This is a genomic window from Rothia sp. HMSC078H08, from assembly GCF_001808955.1.
Lineage (GTDB): Bacteria > Actinomycetota > Actinomycetes > Actinomycetales > Micrococcaceae > Rothia.
Window position 1 is genome coordinate 34,800 of record NZ_KV795235.1, and the last position, 16,553, is coordinate 51,352.

The following is a 16,553-nucleotide window of genomic DNA, read 5'->3' on the forward strand; positions in this document are numbered from 1 at the left end:
AGTCCGGCTCGTTTTCTCTTCGGAGAGAACGAGCCGGGCTTTGTGCGTTTCTGCTGTTTTTCCTCTAACAGGGAGGGAGCTTAGCGGGGCAAAAGACTTTGATGTTTAGGCATGTCAAATGTTGGTAAAGCTAGCAAAACTTTGTGGAGATGTGGGACACTTAAGATGTTCGACTCGTCGCAATAGCGCGACGTGACCCCTCTACGGTTTGCGCCGACTAATAGGAGAATCCTATGTCCTTTATTGATCGTCATCTCGGCCCCCGTTCCGCAGACGCAGAGCAGATGCTCGAAACCCTGGGATACTCTTCCCTGGATGCGCTGATGGACGCTGTTGTCCCCTCGCAGATTCGCCTTGACGGCGAATTGCAGTTGCCTGCTCCGCTGTCGGAGCATGAGGCTCAGGCAAAGATTGCCGGCTATGCTGCGAAGAATAAGGTTCTCGCCCAGATGATTGGTGCCGGATACTACGATGCAGTAACTCCCGCGGTTCTGCGCCGTAACATTCTGGAAAACCCCGGTTTCTACACTTCTTACACCCCGTACCAGGCTGAGATTTCTCAGGGCCGTCTGGAGGCTCTGCTGAACTTCCAGAACACCGTGATGGAGCTGACCGGCCTGGAGATTGCAAACTCCTCCCTGCTGGATGAGGCATCCGCAGTAGCTGAGGCAGCTGTCATGATGCACCGTGCGAACCGCAAGGTGAAGAATGGCTTCTTCGCGATTGACTCCCGTTGCCTGCCTCAGGTTATTTCGGTGACTCGCGGCCGTGCAGAGATGCTCGGCATTCCCTTCGTCATTACTGATTTCTCTGAGGGTCTGCCTGAGGGCGACCTGTACGGTATCGTCCTGGCGTACCCCGGCAATGAAGGCGATATTCGCGATATTGAGCCGCTGATTAAGGCCGCTAAGGAGCGTAACGCCCTGGTCACTGTGGTCGCTGACCTGTTGGCTCTGACCCTGCTGAAGTCTCCGGGTGAGCTGGGTGCTGATATCGCAGTTGGTAACACTCAGCGTTTCGGTCTGCCCTTCTTCTTCGGTGGCCCCCACGCTGCGTACATGGCTGTTCACAAGGGCATGGAGCGTACCATGCCTGGCCGTCTGGTGGGTGTTTCTAAGGATTCGGCTGGTAAGCCTGCGTACCGTCTGGCTCTGCAGACTCGTGAGCAGCACATTCGCCGTGAGAAGGCTACTTCCAATATTTGTACTGCTCAGGCTCTGCTGGCGATTGTTGCTGGTGCTTACGCGATGTACCACGGTCCTGAGGGTCTGCGCGCTATCGCGAACCGCCTGCACACTAATGCCGCTCGTGTTGCTACCGCGCTGAAGTCTGCGGGCTACGGTATCGCTCACGATACTTTCTTCGACACCGTCGTGGTGGAGGCTGCTGGCCGTGCCGACGAGCTGGTTGCGAAGGCTCTGGAAGCTGGCGTGAACATCCGCCGCTTCGACGAGAACCGCATCGGTATTTCCGTGGGTGAGTCTCACGGTGAGGAGCTGCTCAAGGGCCTGGTTGAGGCTCTGGGCGGCACCCTGGGTGAGGCAGATGCACAGTACGATCTGCCCGCTGAGCTGCTGCGTACCGATGACTACATGCAGCACCCGATTTTCCACAAGTACCGTTCCGAGACCGAGATGATGCGCTACCTGCGTCACCTCGCTGACAAGGATCTGGCACTTGACCGCACCATGATTCCGCTGGGTTCGTGCACTATGAAGCTGAACGCGGCCGCTGAGATGGAGCCCATCTCCTGGCCTGAGTTCGCGAACATCCACCCGCTGGTCCCGGAGAATCAGGCTGAGGGCTGGCACGAGCTGATTAAGGATTTGAGCGAGTGGCTGGTTGCTATTACCGGTTACGATGCTATCTCGCTGCAGCCGAACTCGGGTGCGACCGGTGAGTACGCTGGTCTGCGCGCTATCCGTTCCTTCCATGAGGCTAACGGTGACCACGAGCGCGATACCGTCCTGATTCCGCTGTCTGCTCACGGCACCAACGCGGCATCTGCTGCTCTGGCTGGTCTGAAGGTTGCCGGTGTGGCAACTGCGGCTGACGGTTCGATTGATGTTGACGACCTGAAGGCAAAGATTGAGAAGTACGGCCCCAAGGTTGCCGGCATCATGATTACCTACCCTTCCACTCACGGTGTGTTTGAGGAGCAGGTTGCTGAGGTTTGCCAGCTGGTTCACGAGGCTGGCGGCCAGGTGTACCTGGATGGCGCGAACCTGAACGCTCAGATGGGCTTCGCTCAGCCCGGTAAGTTCGGCGGCGACGTTTCGCACCTGAACCTGCACAAGACCTTCTCCATTCCTCACGGTGGTGGCGGCCCCGGTGTTGGCCCGCTGGCTGTTCGTGAGCACTTGGCGAAGTTCCTGCCCGGCGACGCATACCGCGCTGATGCTGAAGGTAAGCTCCCCAACGATGCTGCACTGCCGATTTCTCAGGCGTTCTTCGGTTCTGCCGGTGTTCTGCCGATTAGCTGGATGTACATTGCGATGACTGGTGCTCAGGGTCTGAAGGACTCTTCGCAGTACGCGGTGCTGAACGCTAACTACATTGCGAAGAAGCTCAACGACAAGTACCCGGTGCTGTACACCGGCCCCGGCGGTCTGGTCGCTCACGAGTGCATCCTGGATCTGCGTCAGCTGACCGATCAGTCTCATGTGACCGCTGAGGATGTCTGCAAGCGTCTGATGGACTTCGGCTTCCACGCTCCGACTCTGGCGTTCCCGGTTCCGGGCACCCTGATGGTTGAGCCGACTGAGTCTGAGTCGAAGGAAGAGCTGGACCGTTTCATTGAGGCAATGGAGACCATCTACGACGAGATTATCGAGGTGGCTGAGGGCAAGGTCGCTGTGGAGGATTCGGTTCTGCGCAACGCACCGCACACCGTTGATGTGGTAAGCGCTGATGAGTGGGATCGCCCCTACAGCCGTACCCAGGCAGCTTTCCCGGTTCCGAGCCTGCGCGCTAACAAGTACTTCACTTCGGTGGGTCGTATTGATGGCGCTGGCGGTGACCGTAACTTCGTGTGCGAATGCCCCCCGATGGAGGCTTTCGATCTGGAAGCATAAGGAGCCTATAACGCTCCTGGGTAGGCTGTAGCGGTCTACCCGCCTCACCCGTCCTCAGATTTCTGGGGACGGGTGGGGGTCGCCTCCGCAGCGTATCTCGTGTCTGTGGGGGTGAACTAAATCTACGACGATTGAACGATAACAGCACAAGGCTGTGCGTGAGGAGAACCTAATGTCCCCCAAGAAGACCTCCCTGTACCCGGTTCACGAGAAGCTGGGCGCTTCTTTCACCGACTTTGGTGGCTGGGATATGCCCCTGAAGTATGCTAACGACGTTGCTGAGCACGAGGCTGTCCGTACTCGTGCCGGTATTTTCGACCTGTCTCACATGGGTGAGTTCCGTGTGACCGGCCCGGATGCGGGTGCGTTCCTGGATTACGCTCTGGTGTCGAACATGTCCATCCTGAAGGTCGGTAAGGCAAAGTACTCGATCCTGGTCAACGACAAGGGCGGCGTGATTGACGACCTGATTACTTACCGTCTGGGCGATGAAGAGTTCATGGTTGTTCCGAACGCTGCGAACATTGACACTGACTTCGCGGCGATGAGCGAGCGCCTGGGTGATTTCAACGTTGAGTTTGTGAATGAGTCGGAGCAGACTTCTCTGGTGGCTGTTCAGGGTCCTCGTGCTGAGGAGATTCTGCTGGCTGCTGGCGTGTCTGATGAAGAGGCTGTCCGTGAGCTGAAGTACTACGCTTCGGTACCGCTGACTGTTGCCGGCGTTGATGTTTTGCTGGCTCGTACCGGTTACACCGGTGAGGATGGCTTCGAGCTGTTCGTTCCGAATGAGAACGCTGTTGAGCTGTGGGATAAGCTGGCTGCTGCCGGTGAGCCTTTCGGTATGATTCCTGCCGGTCTGGCTTCTCGTGACTCCCTGCGTCTTGAAGCTGGTATGCCGCTGTACGGTAACGAGCTGGGTCTTGAGATTACTCCGTTTGAGTCCGGTTTGGGTCGCCTGGTTGAGATTGCTCTGGAGAAGAAGGCTGCTAACTTTGTGGGTCGTGAGGCTCTGACTGAGTTGGCTAAGAGTGAATCGAAGCGTATCCTGGTTGGTCTGAAGGCTCAGGCGAAGCGTCCTGCTCGTGCCGGTTCTAAGCTGGTGGATGCTGAAGGTAATGAGATTGGTGAGGTTACCTCCGGTATTCCTTCCCCGACTTTGGGCTTCCCGATTGCTATGGCGCTGGTGAACCGTGAGTTCTCTGAGGTTGGCTCTACTGTGGATGTTGATATCCGCGGTAAGCGTGCTCCGTTTGATGTTGTGGCTCTGCCGTTCTACAAGCGTGAGAAGTAAGAGTTTTTCTGCAGATAATCTGTAGGGTAGAGGCGTCGTGTCCCGTGTGGGCACGGCGCCTTTTCTGCGCCGTGAGGTGGGCGTTGAATAGCGAGGGAGGGCGTGAGGTGTTCTGAACCTTAGTTTGTGATGGTTCTGAAGTGCGTTAGGATTAGAGCGGCCAGTCAAGGGTGATTGTCCGCACTTATAGACCGCAGATTGATGTGTGGTTCCTCCATTCAGGGGCGCGTATCTTTTGGTGCGGTGCACAGACATTATTTATTTGAAGGACAGAATGTGGCTATTAACCAGAGCGCGCCCAGCAGCGCCCAGAAGAAGGCAGAGGCTCTGCCGTATGACATCAGTGTTTTTGAGATGTTCAGCGTTGGTGTGGGCCCTTCGAGTTCGCATACGGTGGGGCCGATGCGCGCTTCGAACCGTTTTGTGGCGGAGCTGATTGATGAGGGCCTGTTGGACCGTGTGACGGGCGTACATGTTGATCTGTATGGTTCGTTGGCGGCTACGGGCGCTGGTCACGGCACGATGAGCGCTGCGTTGAAGGGCTTGTGTGGTTTTGTTCCGGAGACGATTAATATCGCTGATTCTGAGGCGATGATTGAGCGTAATAGCGTGGATGGCACGTTGCCTCTGGCGGGTTACCCCTCCTCTGCTTACGGTGTGAGTGCGCCCGGTGGCGAGGATCAGAAGGTGTACGGCCCGGTGGTGAAGTACCGTGAGCTGGATATGACTCTGCGCCCCCTGACGGTTCTTCCGCGCCATACGAACGGTATGAAGATTGCGGCGTTTGCCGGTGAGCAGCTGCTGTTGGAGCGTACCTACTATTCCATTGGTGGCGGTTTCATTGTTGAGGGTGATGAGGAGGCGACCGGTGGCGCGTCGCTGATGAACCCTCCGTATCCTTTTGGTTCGGCTACTGAGCTGCTGGAGATGGCGAATGAGGCTGGGTTGTCGATTGCGCAGTTGAAGATGGCGAATGAGTGTTCGCTGCGTTCTGAGCAGGAGGTCCGCGATGGCATCTTGCATATCTACCGCGTGATGAAGGAGTGCATTGGCTCTTCTCTGGCACGTGTGGGTTATTTGCCGGGCCCGCTGAAGGTGCGTTGCCGTGCGGGCGCGTGGCATCGCGATTTGATGGTGGAGGATCCTTCGAAGTCTCCTGAGTTCGCTATTGACTGGGTGAATCTGATTGCTTTGGCGGTCAATGAGGAGAACGCTTTTGGTGGTCGCGTGGTGACTGCCCCGACGAATGGTGCTGCGGGTATTATTCCGGCGGTGTTGCATTATGCGATGAACTACACGCAGGGTATTCGCCATTGCGGTCAGGCTGCTCGTGATCAGGCGGTTGTTGATTTCTTCTTGGCGTCTTCTGCTGTGGGTGTGCTGTATAAGAAGCGCGCGTCGATTTCTGGTGCTGAGGTTGGTTGCCAGGGCGAGGTGGGTAGTGCTTCCTCAATGGCTGCAGCCGGTTTGGCACAGGTGATGGGTGGTACTCCTGAGCAGGTTGAGAATGCTGCTGAGATTGCGATGGAGCACAACCTGGGTCTGACCTGTGACCCGGTGGGTGGTTTGGTACAGATTCCGTGTATTGAGCGTAATGCGATGGCGGCGTCGAATGCTGTGACGGCTGCTCGTATGGCGTTGCGTGGTGATGGTACGCACCGTGTGTCGTTGGATCAGGTGATTGAGACGATGCGTCAGACCGGTTTGGATATGTCTCACCGTTATAAGGAGACGTCTATGGGTGGTTTGGCTGTGAATGTGGTGGAATGCTAGGTGCACGCTGTGGCAGGTTTGCACTCCTGATGAGGGTGTGGTAGACAGAAGGGCTTTCTTCCTGTATCGTTAGTATTTACGCTTTCCCTAACCTTTGTGCCTTCATATAGCGGTGGGCACGGGCTGAAGGTGACGTTTTTCCGTCCGACTCTATAGCTTCGAGCACCGTTCTATTCGGGGGCTGAGGTTGTCGTGTCGCCGGTAATGTCGCCGGGAGGCTGATTGCTAACAGACATGTCTGTGGAAGGATCCCCATTTTGGTCGCTTCGAGCACCTCTAACCATGACGCCGCTAACGGCGCAGAGAACGTCTCGCGCCGAATTTCATTCGCGAAGATTAACGAACCGCTGAAGGTTCCCAACCTGCTTGCTATCCAGACCGATAGCTTCGACCGCCTCGTTGGTAACGAGCGCTGGGCGGAGCGTCTGGAGAAGGCGCAGGCTGCTGGTGACACTTCTGTCCCCGCTCAGTCCGGTCTGGCTGAGATTTTTGAAGAAATCTCCCCGATTCGTGACTTCCAGGAGACTATGCAGCTCTCCTTCTCTGAGCCTGAGTTTGCGGACCCCAAGTACTCTGTTGAGGAGTGCAAGGACCGCGACGCAACCTACTCGGCTCCGCTGTACATTAAGGCTGAATTTATGAACCTCGCTACCGGCGAGGTCAAGCAGCAGACCCTGTTCATGGGTGACTTCCCCCTGATGACCGAGGCCGGTACCTTCGTTATTAACGGTACTGAGCGTGTGGTCGTTTCTCAGCTGGTGCGTTCCCCCGGTGCTTACTTCGAGAAGGCTCCGGACCGTACCTCCGATAAGGACATTTACTCTGCCCGCGTGATTCCTTCCCGCGGTGCATGGTTCGAGCTTGAGATTGATAAGCGCGACCAGGTTGGCGTGCGTCTGGACCGCAAGCGTAAGCAGTCCGTGACTGTTCTGCTGAAGGCTCTGGGCTGGACCGAGTCCAAGATTCTGGCTGAGTTCGGTCAGTACGACTCCATCCGCGCAACTCTGGAGAAGGACTCCGTCAAGGACCGCGACGAGGCTCTGCTGGACATCTACCGCAAGCTGCGTCCGGGTGAGCCCCCGACGGTTGAAGCTGCCCAGGCTCTGCTGGACAACATGTACTTCACCCCGCGCCGCTACGACCTGGCGAAGGTCGGTCGTTACAAGCTGAACCGTAAGCTCGGCGTGGACGTTCCCATGGATTCCCCCGAGGCTTCTGTTCTGAGCCAGGACGACATCGCTCAGATGATTCGTTACCTCTGCGCTCTGCACGCAGGCGAGACCACCATCCCCGGCGTCCGTGACGGCGAGGAAATCTCCCTCAAGATTGATATCGACGATATTGACCACTTCGGCAACCGTCGTATCCGCACCGTGGGCGAGCTGATTGAGAACCAGATCCGTACCGGTCTGTCCCGTATGGAGCGTGTGGTTCGCGAGCGCATGACCACCCAGGATGTGGACGCTATCACCCCGCAGTCCTTGGTGAACATCCGCCCCGTCGTGGCAGCTATCAAGGAGTTCTTCGGTACTTCTCAGCTATCGCAGTTCATGGACCAGAACAACCCGCTGGCAGGTCTGACCCACAAGCGTCGTCTGTCCGCACTGGGTCCGGGCGGTCTGTCCCGTGACCGTGCAGGCATGGAAGTTCGAGACGTCCACCCCTCGCACTACGGTCGTATGTGCCCCATTGAAACCCCTGAAGGCCCGAACATTGGTCTGATTGGTTCGCTGGCGACCTACGGTCGCATCAACTCCTTCGGTTTCATTGAGACCCCCTACCGCGTGGTGACTGATGGCCGCGTGACCGATGAGGTCCGCTACCTGACCGCTGACGACGAGAAGTCTGTTGTTATCGCACAGGCAAACGCACCGCTGAACGCTGACCGCACCTTCGCTGAGAACGAGGTTCTCTGCCGTGCGGGCGATGGTTCTGGCGAAGCTGTTCTGGTTGCTCCCGGCGCCGTTCAGTACATGGACGTCTCCCCGCGCCAGATGGTGTCTGTTGCTACCGCTCTGATTCCTTACCTGGAGCACGACGACGCTAACCGAGCACTGATGGGTGCTAACATGCAGCGTCAGGCTGTGCCCCTGCTGGAGTCTGAGGCTCCCGTGGTTGGTACCGGTATGGAGAAGTACGCAGCACTGGACTCCGGTGACTCCGTGCTCGCGAAGAAGCCCGGTGTGGTTTCCTCCGTGGACGCTAAGACCGTTATCGTCCGTAACGACGACGGCTCTGTCTCCACCTACCCGATCATGAAGTTCTCCCGCTCGAACCCGGGTAACTGCTACAACCAGCGCGTTGTGGTGAAGGAAGGCCAGCGCGTCGAATACCGCGACGTTATTGCTGACGGCCCCTCCACCGACGGCGGCGAGCTGGCACTGGGTAAGAACCTGCTCGTGGCATACATGCCGTGGGAAGGCCTGAACTACGAGGATGCGATCATCCTCTCCCAGCGCATGGTGTCTGAGGACGTGCTGACCTCGATTCACATTGAGGAGCACGAGATTGACGCCCGCGACACCAAGCTGGGCCCCGAGGAGATTACCCGCGATATCCCGAACGTGTCCGAGGATGTTCTCTCGGCTCTGGACGAGCGCGGCATCATCCACATCGGTGCTGAGGTTGAGGCTGGCGACATCCTGGTTGGTAAGGTCACCCCTAAGGGTGAGACCGAGCTGACCCCCGAGGAGCGCCTGCTGCGCGCAATCTTCGGTGAGAAGTCTCGCGAGGTTCGCGACACCTCCCTGAAGGTTCCTCACGGTGAGTCCGGTACCGTCATCGGTATCCGCATCTTCGACCGCGAGAGCAACGATGAGGACGATCTGCCCCCGGGCGTGAACCAGTTGGTCCGCGTGTACGTGGCTCAGAAGCGTAAGATTACCGACGGCGACAAGCTCGCAGGCCGCCACGGTAACAAGGGTGTTATTTCCAAGATCCTGCCGATCGAGGATATGCCCTTCCTGGAAGACGGTACCCCCGTGGACGTTATCCTGAACCCGCTGGGCGTGCCCGGTCGTATGAACATTGGTCAGGTTCTGGAAGTCCACACCGGTTGGCTGGCTAAGCAGGGTTGGAAGATTGAGGGCGAGCCCGAGTGGCTCAAGCACATGCCGAACTTCCCGAAGGAATCCGGCCCGACCCGCCTGGCAACCCCGGTGTTCGACGGTGCCCACGAGGACGAGCTGTTCGACCTCATGGATCACTCGAACCCGAACCGCGATGGCGACCGTCTGATCAACCGTTCCGGTAAGGCACGTCTGATTGACGGCCGTTCCGGTGAGCCGTTCCCGGACCCGATTTCGGTTGGTTACCAGTACATCCTGAAGCTGCACCACCTGGTGGATGACAAGATTCACGCTCGTTCCACCGGTCCGTACTCGATGATTACCCAGCAGCCCCTGGGTGGTAAGGCGCAGTTCGGTGGTCAGCGCTTCGGTGAGATGGAAGTGTGGGCGCTGGAAGCATACGGCGCCGCATACACCCTGCAGGAAATCCTGACCGTCAAGTCCGATGACGTGGCGGGCCGTGTGAAGGTTTACGAGGCTATCGTGAAGGGCGAGAACATCCCTGAGCCGGGTATCCCCGAATCCTTCAAGGTTCTTATCAAGGAAATGCAGTCTCTGTGCCTGAACGTCGAGGTGCTCTCCACCGACGGCAAGATTATTGAGATGAGCGACTCGGAGGAAGAAGGCTTCCGGGCAGCAGAAGATATGGGCGTGAGCCTGACCCACGACGAGCCTAGCTCCGTCGACGAGGCATAAGCACCGCCTCCTTCTAGGGTGGGGAACCCCGCATGCGCTCGCGTGCGTTGTGGGGTTCCTGCCCGCTAACCCAAGTCTTCAGAAACTTACAGAAAGAGATTAGGACCGATATGTCCAACGAATCTTCGCTTGGTTTGATGCGAATTGGCCTCGCCACCGCCGACGACATCCGTCGTTGGTCTTTTGGTGAGGTTAAGAAGCCCGAGACCATCAACTACCGTACCCTGAAGCCCGAGAAGGACGGTCTCTTCGACGAGCGTATCTTCGGCCCCACCAAGGACTGGGAGTGCTACTGCGGTAAGTACAAGCGCGTGCGCTTCAAGGGCATTGTGTGTGAGCGCTGTGGTGTTGAGGTGACCCGCTCTAAGGTACGTCGTGAGCGTATGGGTCACATTGAGCTGGCTGCTCCTGTTACCCACATTTGGTACTTCAAGGGTGTTCCTTCCCGTCTGGGTTACCTGCTGGATCTGGCTCCGAAGGACCTGGAGAAGGTCATTTACTTCGCTGCGTACATGATCACTAAGGTTGATGAGGAAGCTCGTCACGAGGATCTGCCCATGCTGCAGGCTGCTCACGACCGTGAGAAGCAGGAGCTTGAGGCTGCTCTGAACGCTGATGTGAACGCTATTAGCCGTGAGGTTGAGGCGGAGCTGGCTCGTATTGAGGCAGAAGGCGGCAAGGCTGCTGAGAAGCGTAAGCTGCGTGATAACGCTGAGCGTCAGCTCGCGTCGGTACGTAAGCGTTACGAGCGTGAGGCTGAGCACCTGGATCGTGTGTGGGATCGCTTCAAGAACCTGAAGGTCGCTGACCTTGAGGGTGACGAGGCGCTGTACCGTTCCATGATTGATAAGTACGGCCTGTACTTTGAGGGCGCGATGGGCGCAGAGGCTATTAAGAAGCGTCTGGAGTCCTTCGACCTGGAGGCTGAGGCTGAGGCTCTCAAGGAGATTATTCAGACCGGTAAGGGCCAGAAGAAGACCCGCGCCCTGAAGCGCCTGAAGGTTGTTAACGCCTTCCTGACCACTAACAACTCCCCGCTGGGTATGGTCCTGGATGTTGTTCCGGTTATTCCGCCGGAACTGCGCCCGATGGTTCAGCTGGATGGTGGCCGTTTCGCGACCTCCGACCTGAACGACCTGTACCGTCGTGTGATCAACCGTAACAACCGTTTGAAGCGTCTGCTGGAGCTGGGTGCTCCCGAGATTATCGTGAACAACGAGAAGCGTATGCTGCAGGAAGCTGTGGACTCGCTCTTCGATAACGGTCGTCGCGGTCGCCCGGTGACCGGCCCCGGTAACCGCCCCCTGAAGTCTCTGTCTGACATGCTGAAGGGTAAGCAGGGTCGTTTCCGTCAGAACCTGCTCGGTAAGCGTGTTGACTACTCGGGTCGTTCCGTGATTGTGGTTGGTCCTCAGCTGCAGATGCACCAGTGTGGTCTGCCCAAGCAGATGGCGCTGGAGCTGTTCAAGCCCTTCGTTATGAAGCGTCTGGTGGAGCTGAGCCACGCTCAGAACATTAAGAGCGCTAAGCGTATGGTTGAGCGTTTCCGCCCGCAGGTTTGGGACGTGCTGGAAGAGGTTATTGCTGAGCACCCGGTTCTGCTGAACCGTGCACCTACTCTGCACCGCCTCGGTATTCAGGCGTTTGAGCCGAAGCTGGTTGAGGGTAAGGCTATTCAGCTGCACCCGCTGGTTTGCTCCGCGTTCAACGCTGACTTCGATGGTGACCAGATGGCAGTTCACCTGCCGCTGTCTCCTGAGGCTCAGGCTGAGGCTCGTATCCTCATGCTGTCCTCGAACAACATCCTGAAGCCGTCGGATGGCCGCCCTGTGGCTGTTCCTTCGCAGGATATGATTATTGGTCTGTACCACCTGACTACTCCTCGCGATGGTCAGAAGAACGAGGGTCATGCATTCTCCTCGGTGTCTGAGGCTCTGATGGCGATGGATCGTCATGAGATTGAGCTGTACACCAAGGTGAAGATTCGCCTTGATGGTGACCAGTTTGTTGCTCCCGAGGATTGGGAAGCACCGGAGGGTTACCAGCCCGGCGATTCTGTGCTGCTGGACTGCACTGTTGGTCAGGTTCTGTTCAACCAGGCTCTGCCGAAGGATTACCCCTGGTTCTCTGGCGTGGCAGATAAGAAGGGTCTGGGTAGCCTGATTAATGATCTGGCTGAGCGTTACCCGATGGATGTTGTGGCTCGTGCCCTGGATAACCTGAAGAACTCCGGTTTCTACTGGGCTTCTCGTTCGGGCGTGACCGTGGCTGTTTCCGATATTGCTACTCCTTCTGAGAAGCCGGCAATTATGGAGCGCTACGAGAAGCAGGCTGCTGCAATTGAGGACGACTTCGAGATCGGTACCATCGATGACGAAGAGCGTCGTCAGGAGCTGATTAAGGTTTGGACCGAGGCTACCGACGTGGTTGCAGAGGCTATGCGTGAGAACTTGAGCTCTCACGGTGGTCTGAACACCATTTACCGTATGGTGACCTCCGGTGCACGTGGTAACTGGATGCAGGTCCGTCAGATTGCGGGTATCCGTGGTCTGGTGTCGAACCCGAAGGGTGAGATTATGCCTCGCCCGATTAAGTCCTCGTACCGTGAGGGCCTGTCGGTTCTGGAGTACTTCATCGCGACCCACGGTGCACGTAAGGGTCTGGCTGATACCGCGCTGCGTACCGCTAACTCGGGTTACCTGACTCGTCGTCTGGTGGACGTTTCGCAGGACGTTATCGTTCGCGAGCACGACTGTGGCACTCGCCGCGGTTTGGTTCTGCCTCTGATTGATGAGGATGGCGGTCTGCACCAGGATGTTGAGACTTCAATTCACGGTCGTACCCTTGCGGTTGACGTGAAGGATGAGGCTGGCAACGTTCTGGCTGCTGCTGGCTCCGATGTCTCTGATGAGCTCATCGAGAAGCTCTTCAAGGCAGGCGTGAAGGATGTTCGCGTCCGTTCGGTTCTGACCTGTGAGTCCGCTATTGGTGTGTGTGCACTGTGCTACGGTCGTTCGATGGCTTCGAACGTGCTGGTGGACATTGGTGAGGCTGTTGGTATTATTGCGGCTCAGTCGATTGGTGAGCCCGGTACCCAGCTGACCATGCGTACCTTCCACACCGGTGGTGTGGCTTCGGCTGACGATATTACTCAGGGTCTGCCCCGTATTCAGGAGCTGTTCGAGGCTCGTACCCCCAAGGGTGTTGCCCCGATTTCTGAGGTGTCTGGTCGCGTGACCATTGAGGATACCGAGAAGTCCTACAAGATTGTGGTGACCCCGGACGATGGTTCCGAGCCCCAGTCCTACACTGTTCTGCGTCGTGCAGCTTCTAAGCTGCAGAACGGCGATCACGTTCAGGTTGGCGATCAGCTGGCTACCGGTTCTGTTGATCCGAAGGAGGTTCTGCGTATTCGTGGTCCTCGTGAGGCTCAGAAGCACCTGGTGAGCGAGGTTCAGGGCGTGTACAAGTCGCAGGGTGTGGAAATCCACGACAAGCACGTTGAGGTTATTGTTCGCCAGATGCTACGTCGCGTGACCGTGATTGAGTCCGGTGATACCGATCTGCTGCCTGGTGAGCTGGTTGATAACATTGCTTTCCAGACTGCTAACCGCAAGGCACTGGTTGAGGGCAAGAAGCCCGCAGCTGGCCGTCCGGAAATGATGGGTATTACCAAGGCTTCGCTGGCTACCGAGTCCTGGCTGTCGGCGGCCTCCTTCCAGGAGACCACCCGTGTCCTGACTCAGGCTGCTATGGAGGCGAAGACTGACCCGCTGCTCGGCCTGAAGGAGAACGTGATCATCGGTAAGCTGGTTCCCGCCGGTACCGGTCTGGCACGTTACAACGATATTGAGGTTGAGCCCAGCCCCCAGGCTACTGCTGAGCGTATGCAGGCTCTGGACACTTTCGGTGGTTACCAGAGCGCGTTCCAGATGGATAACGAGGTGTACACTTACGGCAACGGCGGCTTTATGGCTGTTTCGCTGGATGAGTACGGTCGTGGTCTGGACTAAGGCTTCTGCCATGAGGGGCAGGTTGGGGGTTTAGGCTCCCGGCCTGGTCCTTGATAAAGAACGCGGATACTCGAGTTTGTCTCGGGTATCCGCGTTCTGTGTTTAACGAATAGGTGGGGGAGGGTGGCATTCTTTTAAGCGGTACTTTAATATTCTTTATCCTTCAGGGGAAGGTTGTATATTTTTTGCCTAGTGGACGAATCTATTTATAAAAAATCATTAGAGTGCATTATTTTTTCAAACTGGGAAAATTTCTTGACTGGGCAAGAAATTAGATGGCGGTCAAATATTCTAAATCTCCCTAGAAACCGCACTAGGACTGCAATATATAGAATATTCACTCGTTTTTCTTTGGGGTATACATGGAATAAATGTTCTTTATTTGAACAGTGCTAATTCAACTGGAAAGCCTTTTGACTAGGTTCTATTCTTGAAGGCATGCATATCACTCCAATCACTTCCGGACGGGTGACTACTGGTGGCACCCAACTGTCTTCCGGAACGGCACAGCCTCACGAATCTGAACAGAATCCCTCCTCGACTGCTGGGGAGCAAAAGCGCTCCTCTGTTTTTTCGCGCTTTAAGGCGCCTGTGCATTCTCTCACTCGTATTGGTGCAGCATGCCTTATTGCGGCTTCCGCAGTTCTTCCTGCCGGTCAGGTTGCGACCGCAGCCCCTGCTTCTCAGAGCTCTAGCGCCACCCCCTACCTGGTGGGTGCGGGTGCGGCGGATATTACCGGTGAGCCCGGTGAAGTCGGCTTCATGGGCTATGGTGACTCTTCCCAGAAGGGTAGCGGTGTGCATACTCGCCAGTATGCTCGTGCTTTTATTGCGGTGGATCGCGCCTCGGGTAAGCGCAACCTCATCGTTGTTCTGGACTCTCTGACCGGTTGGCAGTCTCTGCGTGATGAACTGGTGAAGCGCATCCGTGCAGAGTTTGGCTCCGCGTACGACGAGTCGAACATTATGATTACCGCGACCCACACTCATGCGACTCCGGGTGGCATTACGCACCAGAGCCTGTACAACATTACGACTCTGGGTTTCCATCAGGACACCTTCAATGCCCAGGTGGACGGTTCGCTGAAGGCAATCCGCCAGGCGACCAAGGATCTGGCACCGGGTAACCTGACGATTTCGTCTTCGAAGCTGACCGGTGTTGGTGCTAACCGTTCCCGCGAGGCGTTTAATCTGGATTCTCCCCAGTTGCGTTCTAAGTTGCCCGGCGGTACCGATCCGACCAATATGACTCTGCGTCTGGAGCGCAACGGTAAGACTCGTGCGGTGCTGAACTGGTATGCGATTCACCCGACTTCTTTGACCTCGAAGAATACTCTGATTTCGAGTGATAACAAGGGTTATGCGGAGTATCTGCTGGAGACTCAGGATCACGGCGTTGACCGCAATGTTCCCGGTAGTGGTGATGGTTTCGTTGCGGCGTTTGCAAATGCTAATGCTGGTGATGTTTCCCCGAATACTTGGTTGAAGCCTGGTCAGGGTCCCACTAATGACCAGTTCAAGAACGTGAAGATTCAGGGTGAGAAGCAGGCTAACGCTGTGCGTTCTCAATTGAAGAGCACAGGTACCCCTGTGGGTAAGGGCCTGGATTCGCGTATTTCGTACTTCAATTTCTCGGGTATGACTGTGGATGCCAAGTACACCGGTAGTGGTCATAATGAGCGCACCTGCCAGGGCTTCCTGGGTACTCCGTTTGGTGCCGGTTCCACTGAGGACGGCGGTGGTGGTTGGGCTGTTTATAAGGAAGGCTCTGGTCGCCCCTCTATTCTGGGTACTTTGGTGTTCACTCCGAGTGCAGCGCAGACGCGTTGCCAGCAGCCGAAGGGCATTCTCTTCTCTGCAAAAAATGGAACGATCATTCAGGAAAAGTATCCGGTGCAGATTATGCGCTTCGGTGACTACTACCTGCTGGGTATGCCCGGTGAGTTCACCGGTGCGGTAGGTGTGCAATACCGCCAGGATGCTGCCAAGCTTTTCGGTGTTCCCGAATCGCATATTATTCTGCAGGGCTACACCAACGCCTACGACCACTACGTGACGACTCCTGAGGAGTATGACTCTCAGCAGTATGAAGGTGGTGCGACCCTCTTCGGTCGTTACACCTCCAGTGCGTTCCGTCAGACCATTAATGTTGTTGGAACTTCGCTGAAGAACGGCACTCCGCTGGGTATTGGCGACCGTCCGAATGATCGTCGCCCGGTAGCCAGCCTGCAGGGTAAGGTCGTCTACGATACCCCCATGTTTGGTATGCGTTACGGCCAGGTCACTCAGCAGCCTCAGGACGCTATTGCCGGCCGCGAAGAGGTAACGGCTCGTTTTGCTGGTGCTCACCCCAATAACAACATGCATCACGATGGTAGCTACTTCGTGATTGAGCGTCGTGTGGGTAATACCTGGAGGTACTACACCGGGGATAACAACCCGGATACCTTCTTTGAATGGAAGCGCATTGGCGTTTCGGCGTCTCAGGTGACGGTTCGCTGGAAGGTGCCGGCTAATACTCCTAAGGGGCAGTACCGCATCCGCTACTACGGCAATGCTAAGAAGAATTCGAAGACTATCACCCCGTTTGAGGGTCAGACTCGAGTCTTCCAGGTGGCGTAGTCTCTTCCAGGTGGCC

At 56.7% G+C, this 16,553-nt stretch carries 6 protein-coding genes; all 6 read left to right on the forward strand.

Going from position 1 to position 16,553, the window contains the following annotated elements; all coding sequences use genetic code 11:
* The first annotated feature begins 233 nt into the window (after positions 1-233).
* The 6 genes from gcvP to HMPREF2528_RS00185 all read left to right on the forward strand — a co-directional run bounded on the left by gcvP (position 234) and on the right by HMPREF2528_RS00185 (position 16,537).
* Positions 234-3,074 (forward strand): aminomethyl-transferring glycine dehydrogenase, encoded by a 2,841-nt coding sequence (gcvP, locus tag HMPREF2528_RS00160; protein ID WP_012903038.1) that lies wholly within the window; start codon positions 234-236, stop codon positions 3,072-3,074.
* Positions 3,075-3,246: 172 nt separating this feature from the next.
* Positions 3,247-4,365 carry a glycine cleavage system aminomethyltransferase GcvT gene (gene gcvT, locus HMPREF2528_RS00165; protein WP_049341124.1) on the forward strand — a complete coding sequence of 373 codons (1,119 nt, stop codon included), beginning with the start codon at positions 3,247-3,249 and terminating at the stop codon, positions 4,363-4,365.
* Positions 4,366-4,641: 276 nt separating this feature from the next.
* Positions 4,642-6,138 carry an L-serine ammonia-lyase gene (locus HMPREF2528_RS00170; protein ID WP_070541437.1) on the forward strand — a complete coding sequence of 499 codons (1,497 nt, stop codon included), beginning with the start codon at positions 4,642-4,644 and terminating at the stop codon, positions 6,136-6,138.
* A gap of 257 nt (positions 6,139-6,395) precedes the next feature.
* The gene (gene rpoB / locus HMPREF2528_RS00175) at positions 6,396-9,902 is read left to right on the forward strand and encodes a DNA-directed RNA polymerase subunit beta (RefSeq protein WP_049349243.1); all 3,507 of its coding nucleotides are present in this window, start codon (positions 6,396-6,398) and stop codon (positions 9,900-9,902) included.
* 110 nt (positions 9,903-10,012) lie between these two features.
* Positions 10,013-13,915, forward strand: coding sequence for a DNA-directed RNA polymerase subunit beta' (locus HMPREF2528_RS00180; protein WP_070541440.1), 3,903 nt, complete (start codon positions 10,013-10,015; stop codon positions 13,913-13,915).
* A gap of 591 nt (positions 13,916-14,506) precedes the next feature.
* Complete coding sequence (locus tag HMPREF2528_RS00185) at positions 14,507-16,537, forward strand: neutral/alkaline non-lysosomal ceramidase N-terminal domain-containing protein (protein WP_070541443.1); 2,031 nt, start codon at positions 14,507-14,509, stop codon at positions 16,535-16,537.
* The last annotated feature ends 16 nt before the right edge of the window (positions 16,538-16,553 follow it).

Coding starts and splice junctions, on each gene's coding strand:
- gcvP (WP_012903038.1), top strand. CDS start 234: ATGTCCTTTATTGATCGTCATCTCGGCCCCCGTTCCGCAGACGCAGAG.
- gcvT (WP_049341124.1), top strand. CDS start 3,247: ATGTCCCCCAAGAAGACCTCCCTGTACCCGGTTCACGAGAAGCTGGGC.
- HMPREF2528_RS00180 (WP_070541440.1), top strand. CDS start 10,013: ATGTCCAACGAATCTTCGCTTGGTTTGATGCGAATTGGCCTCGCCACC.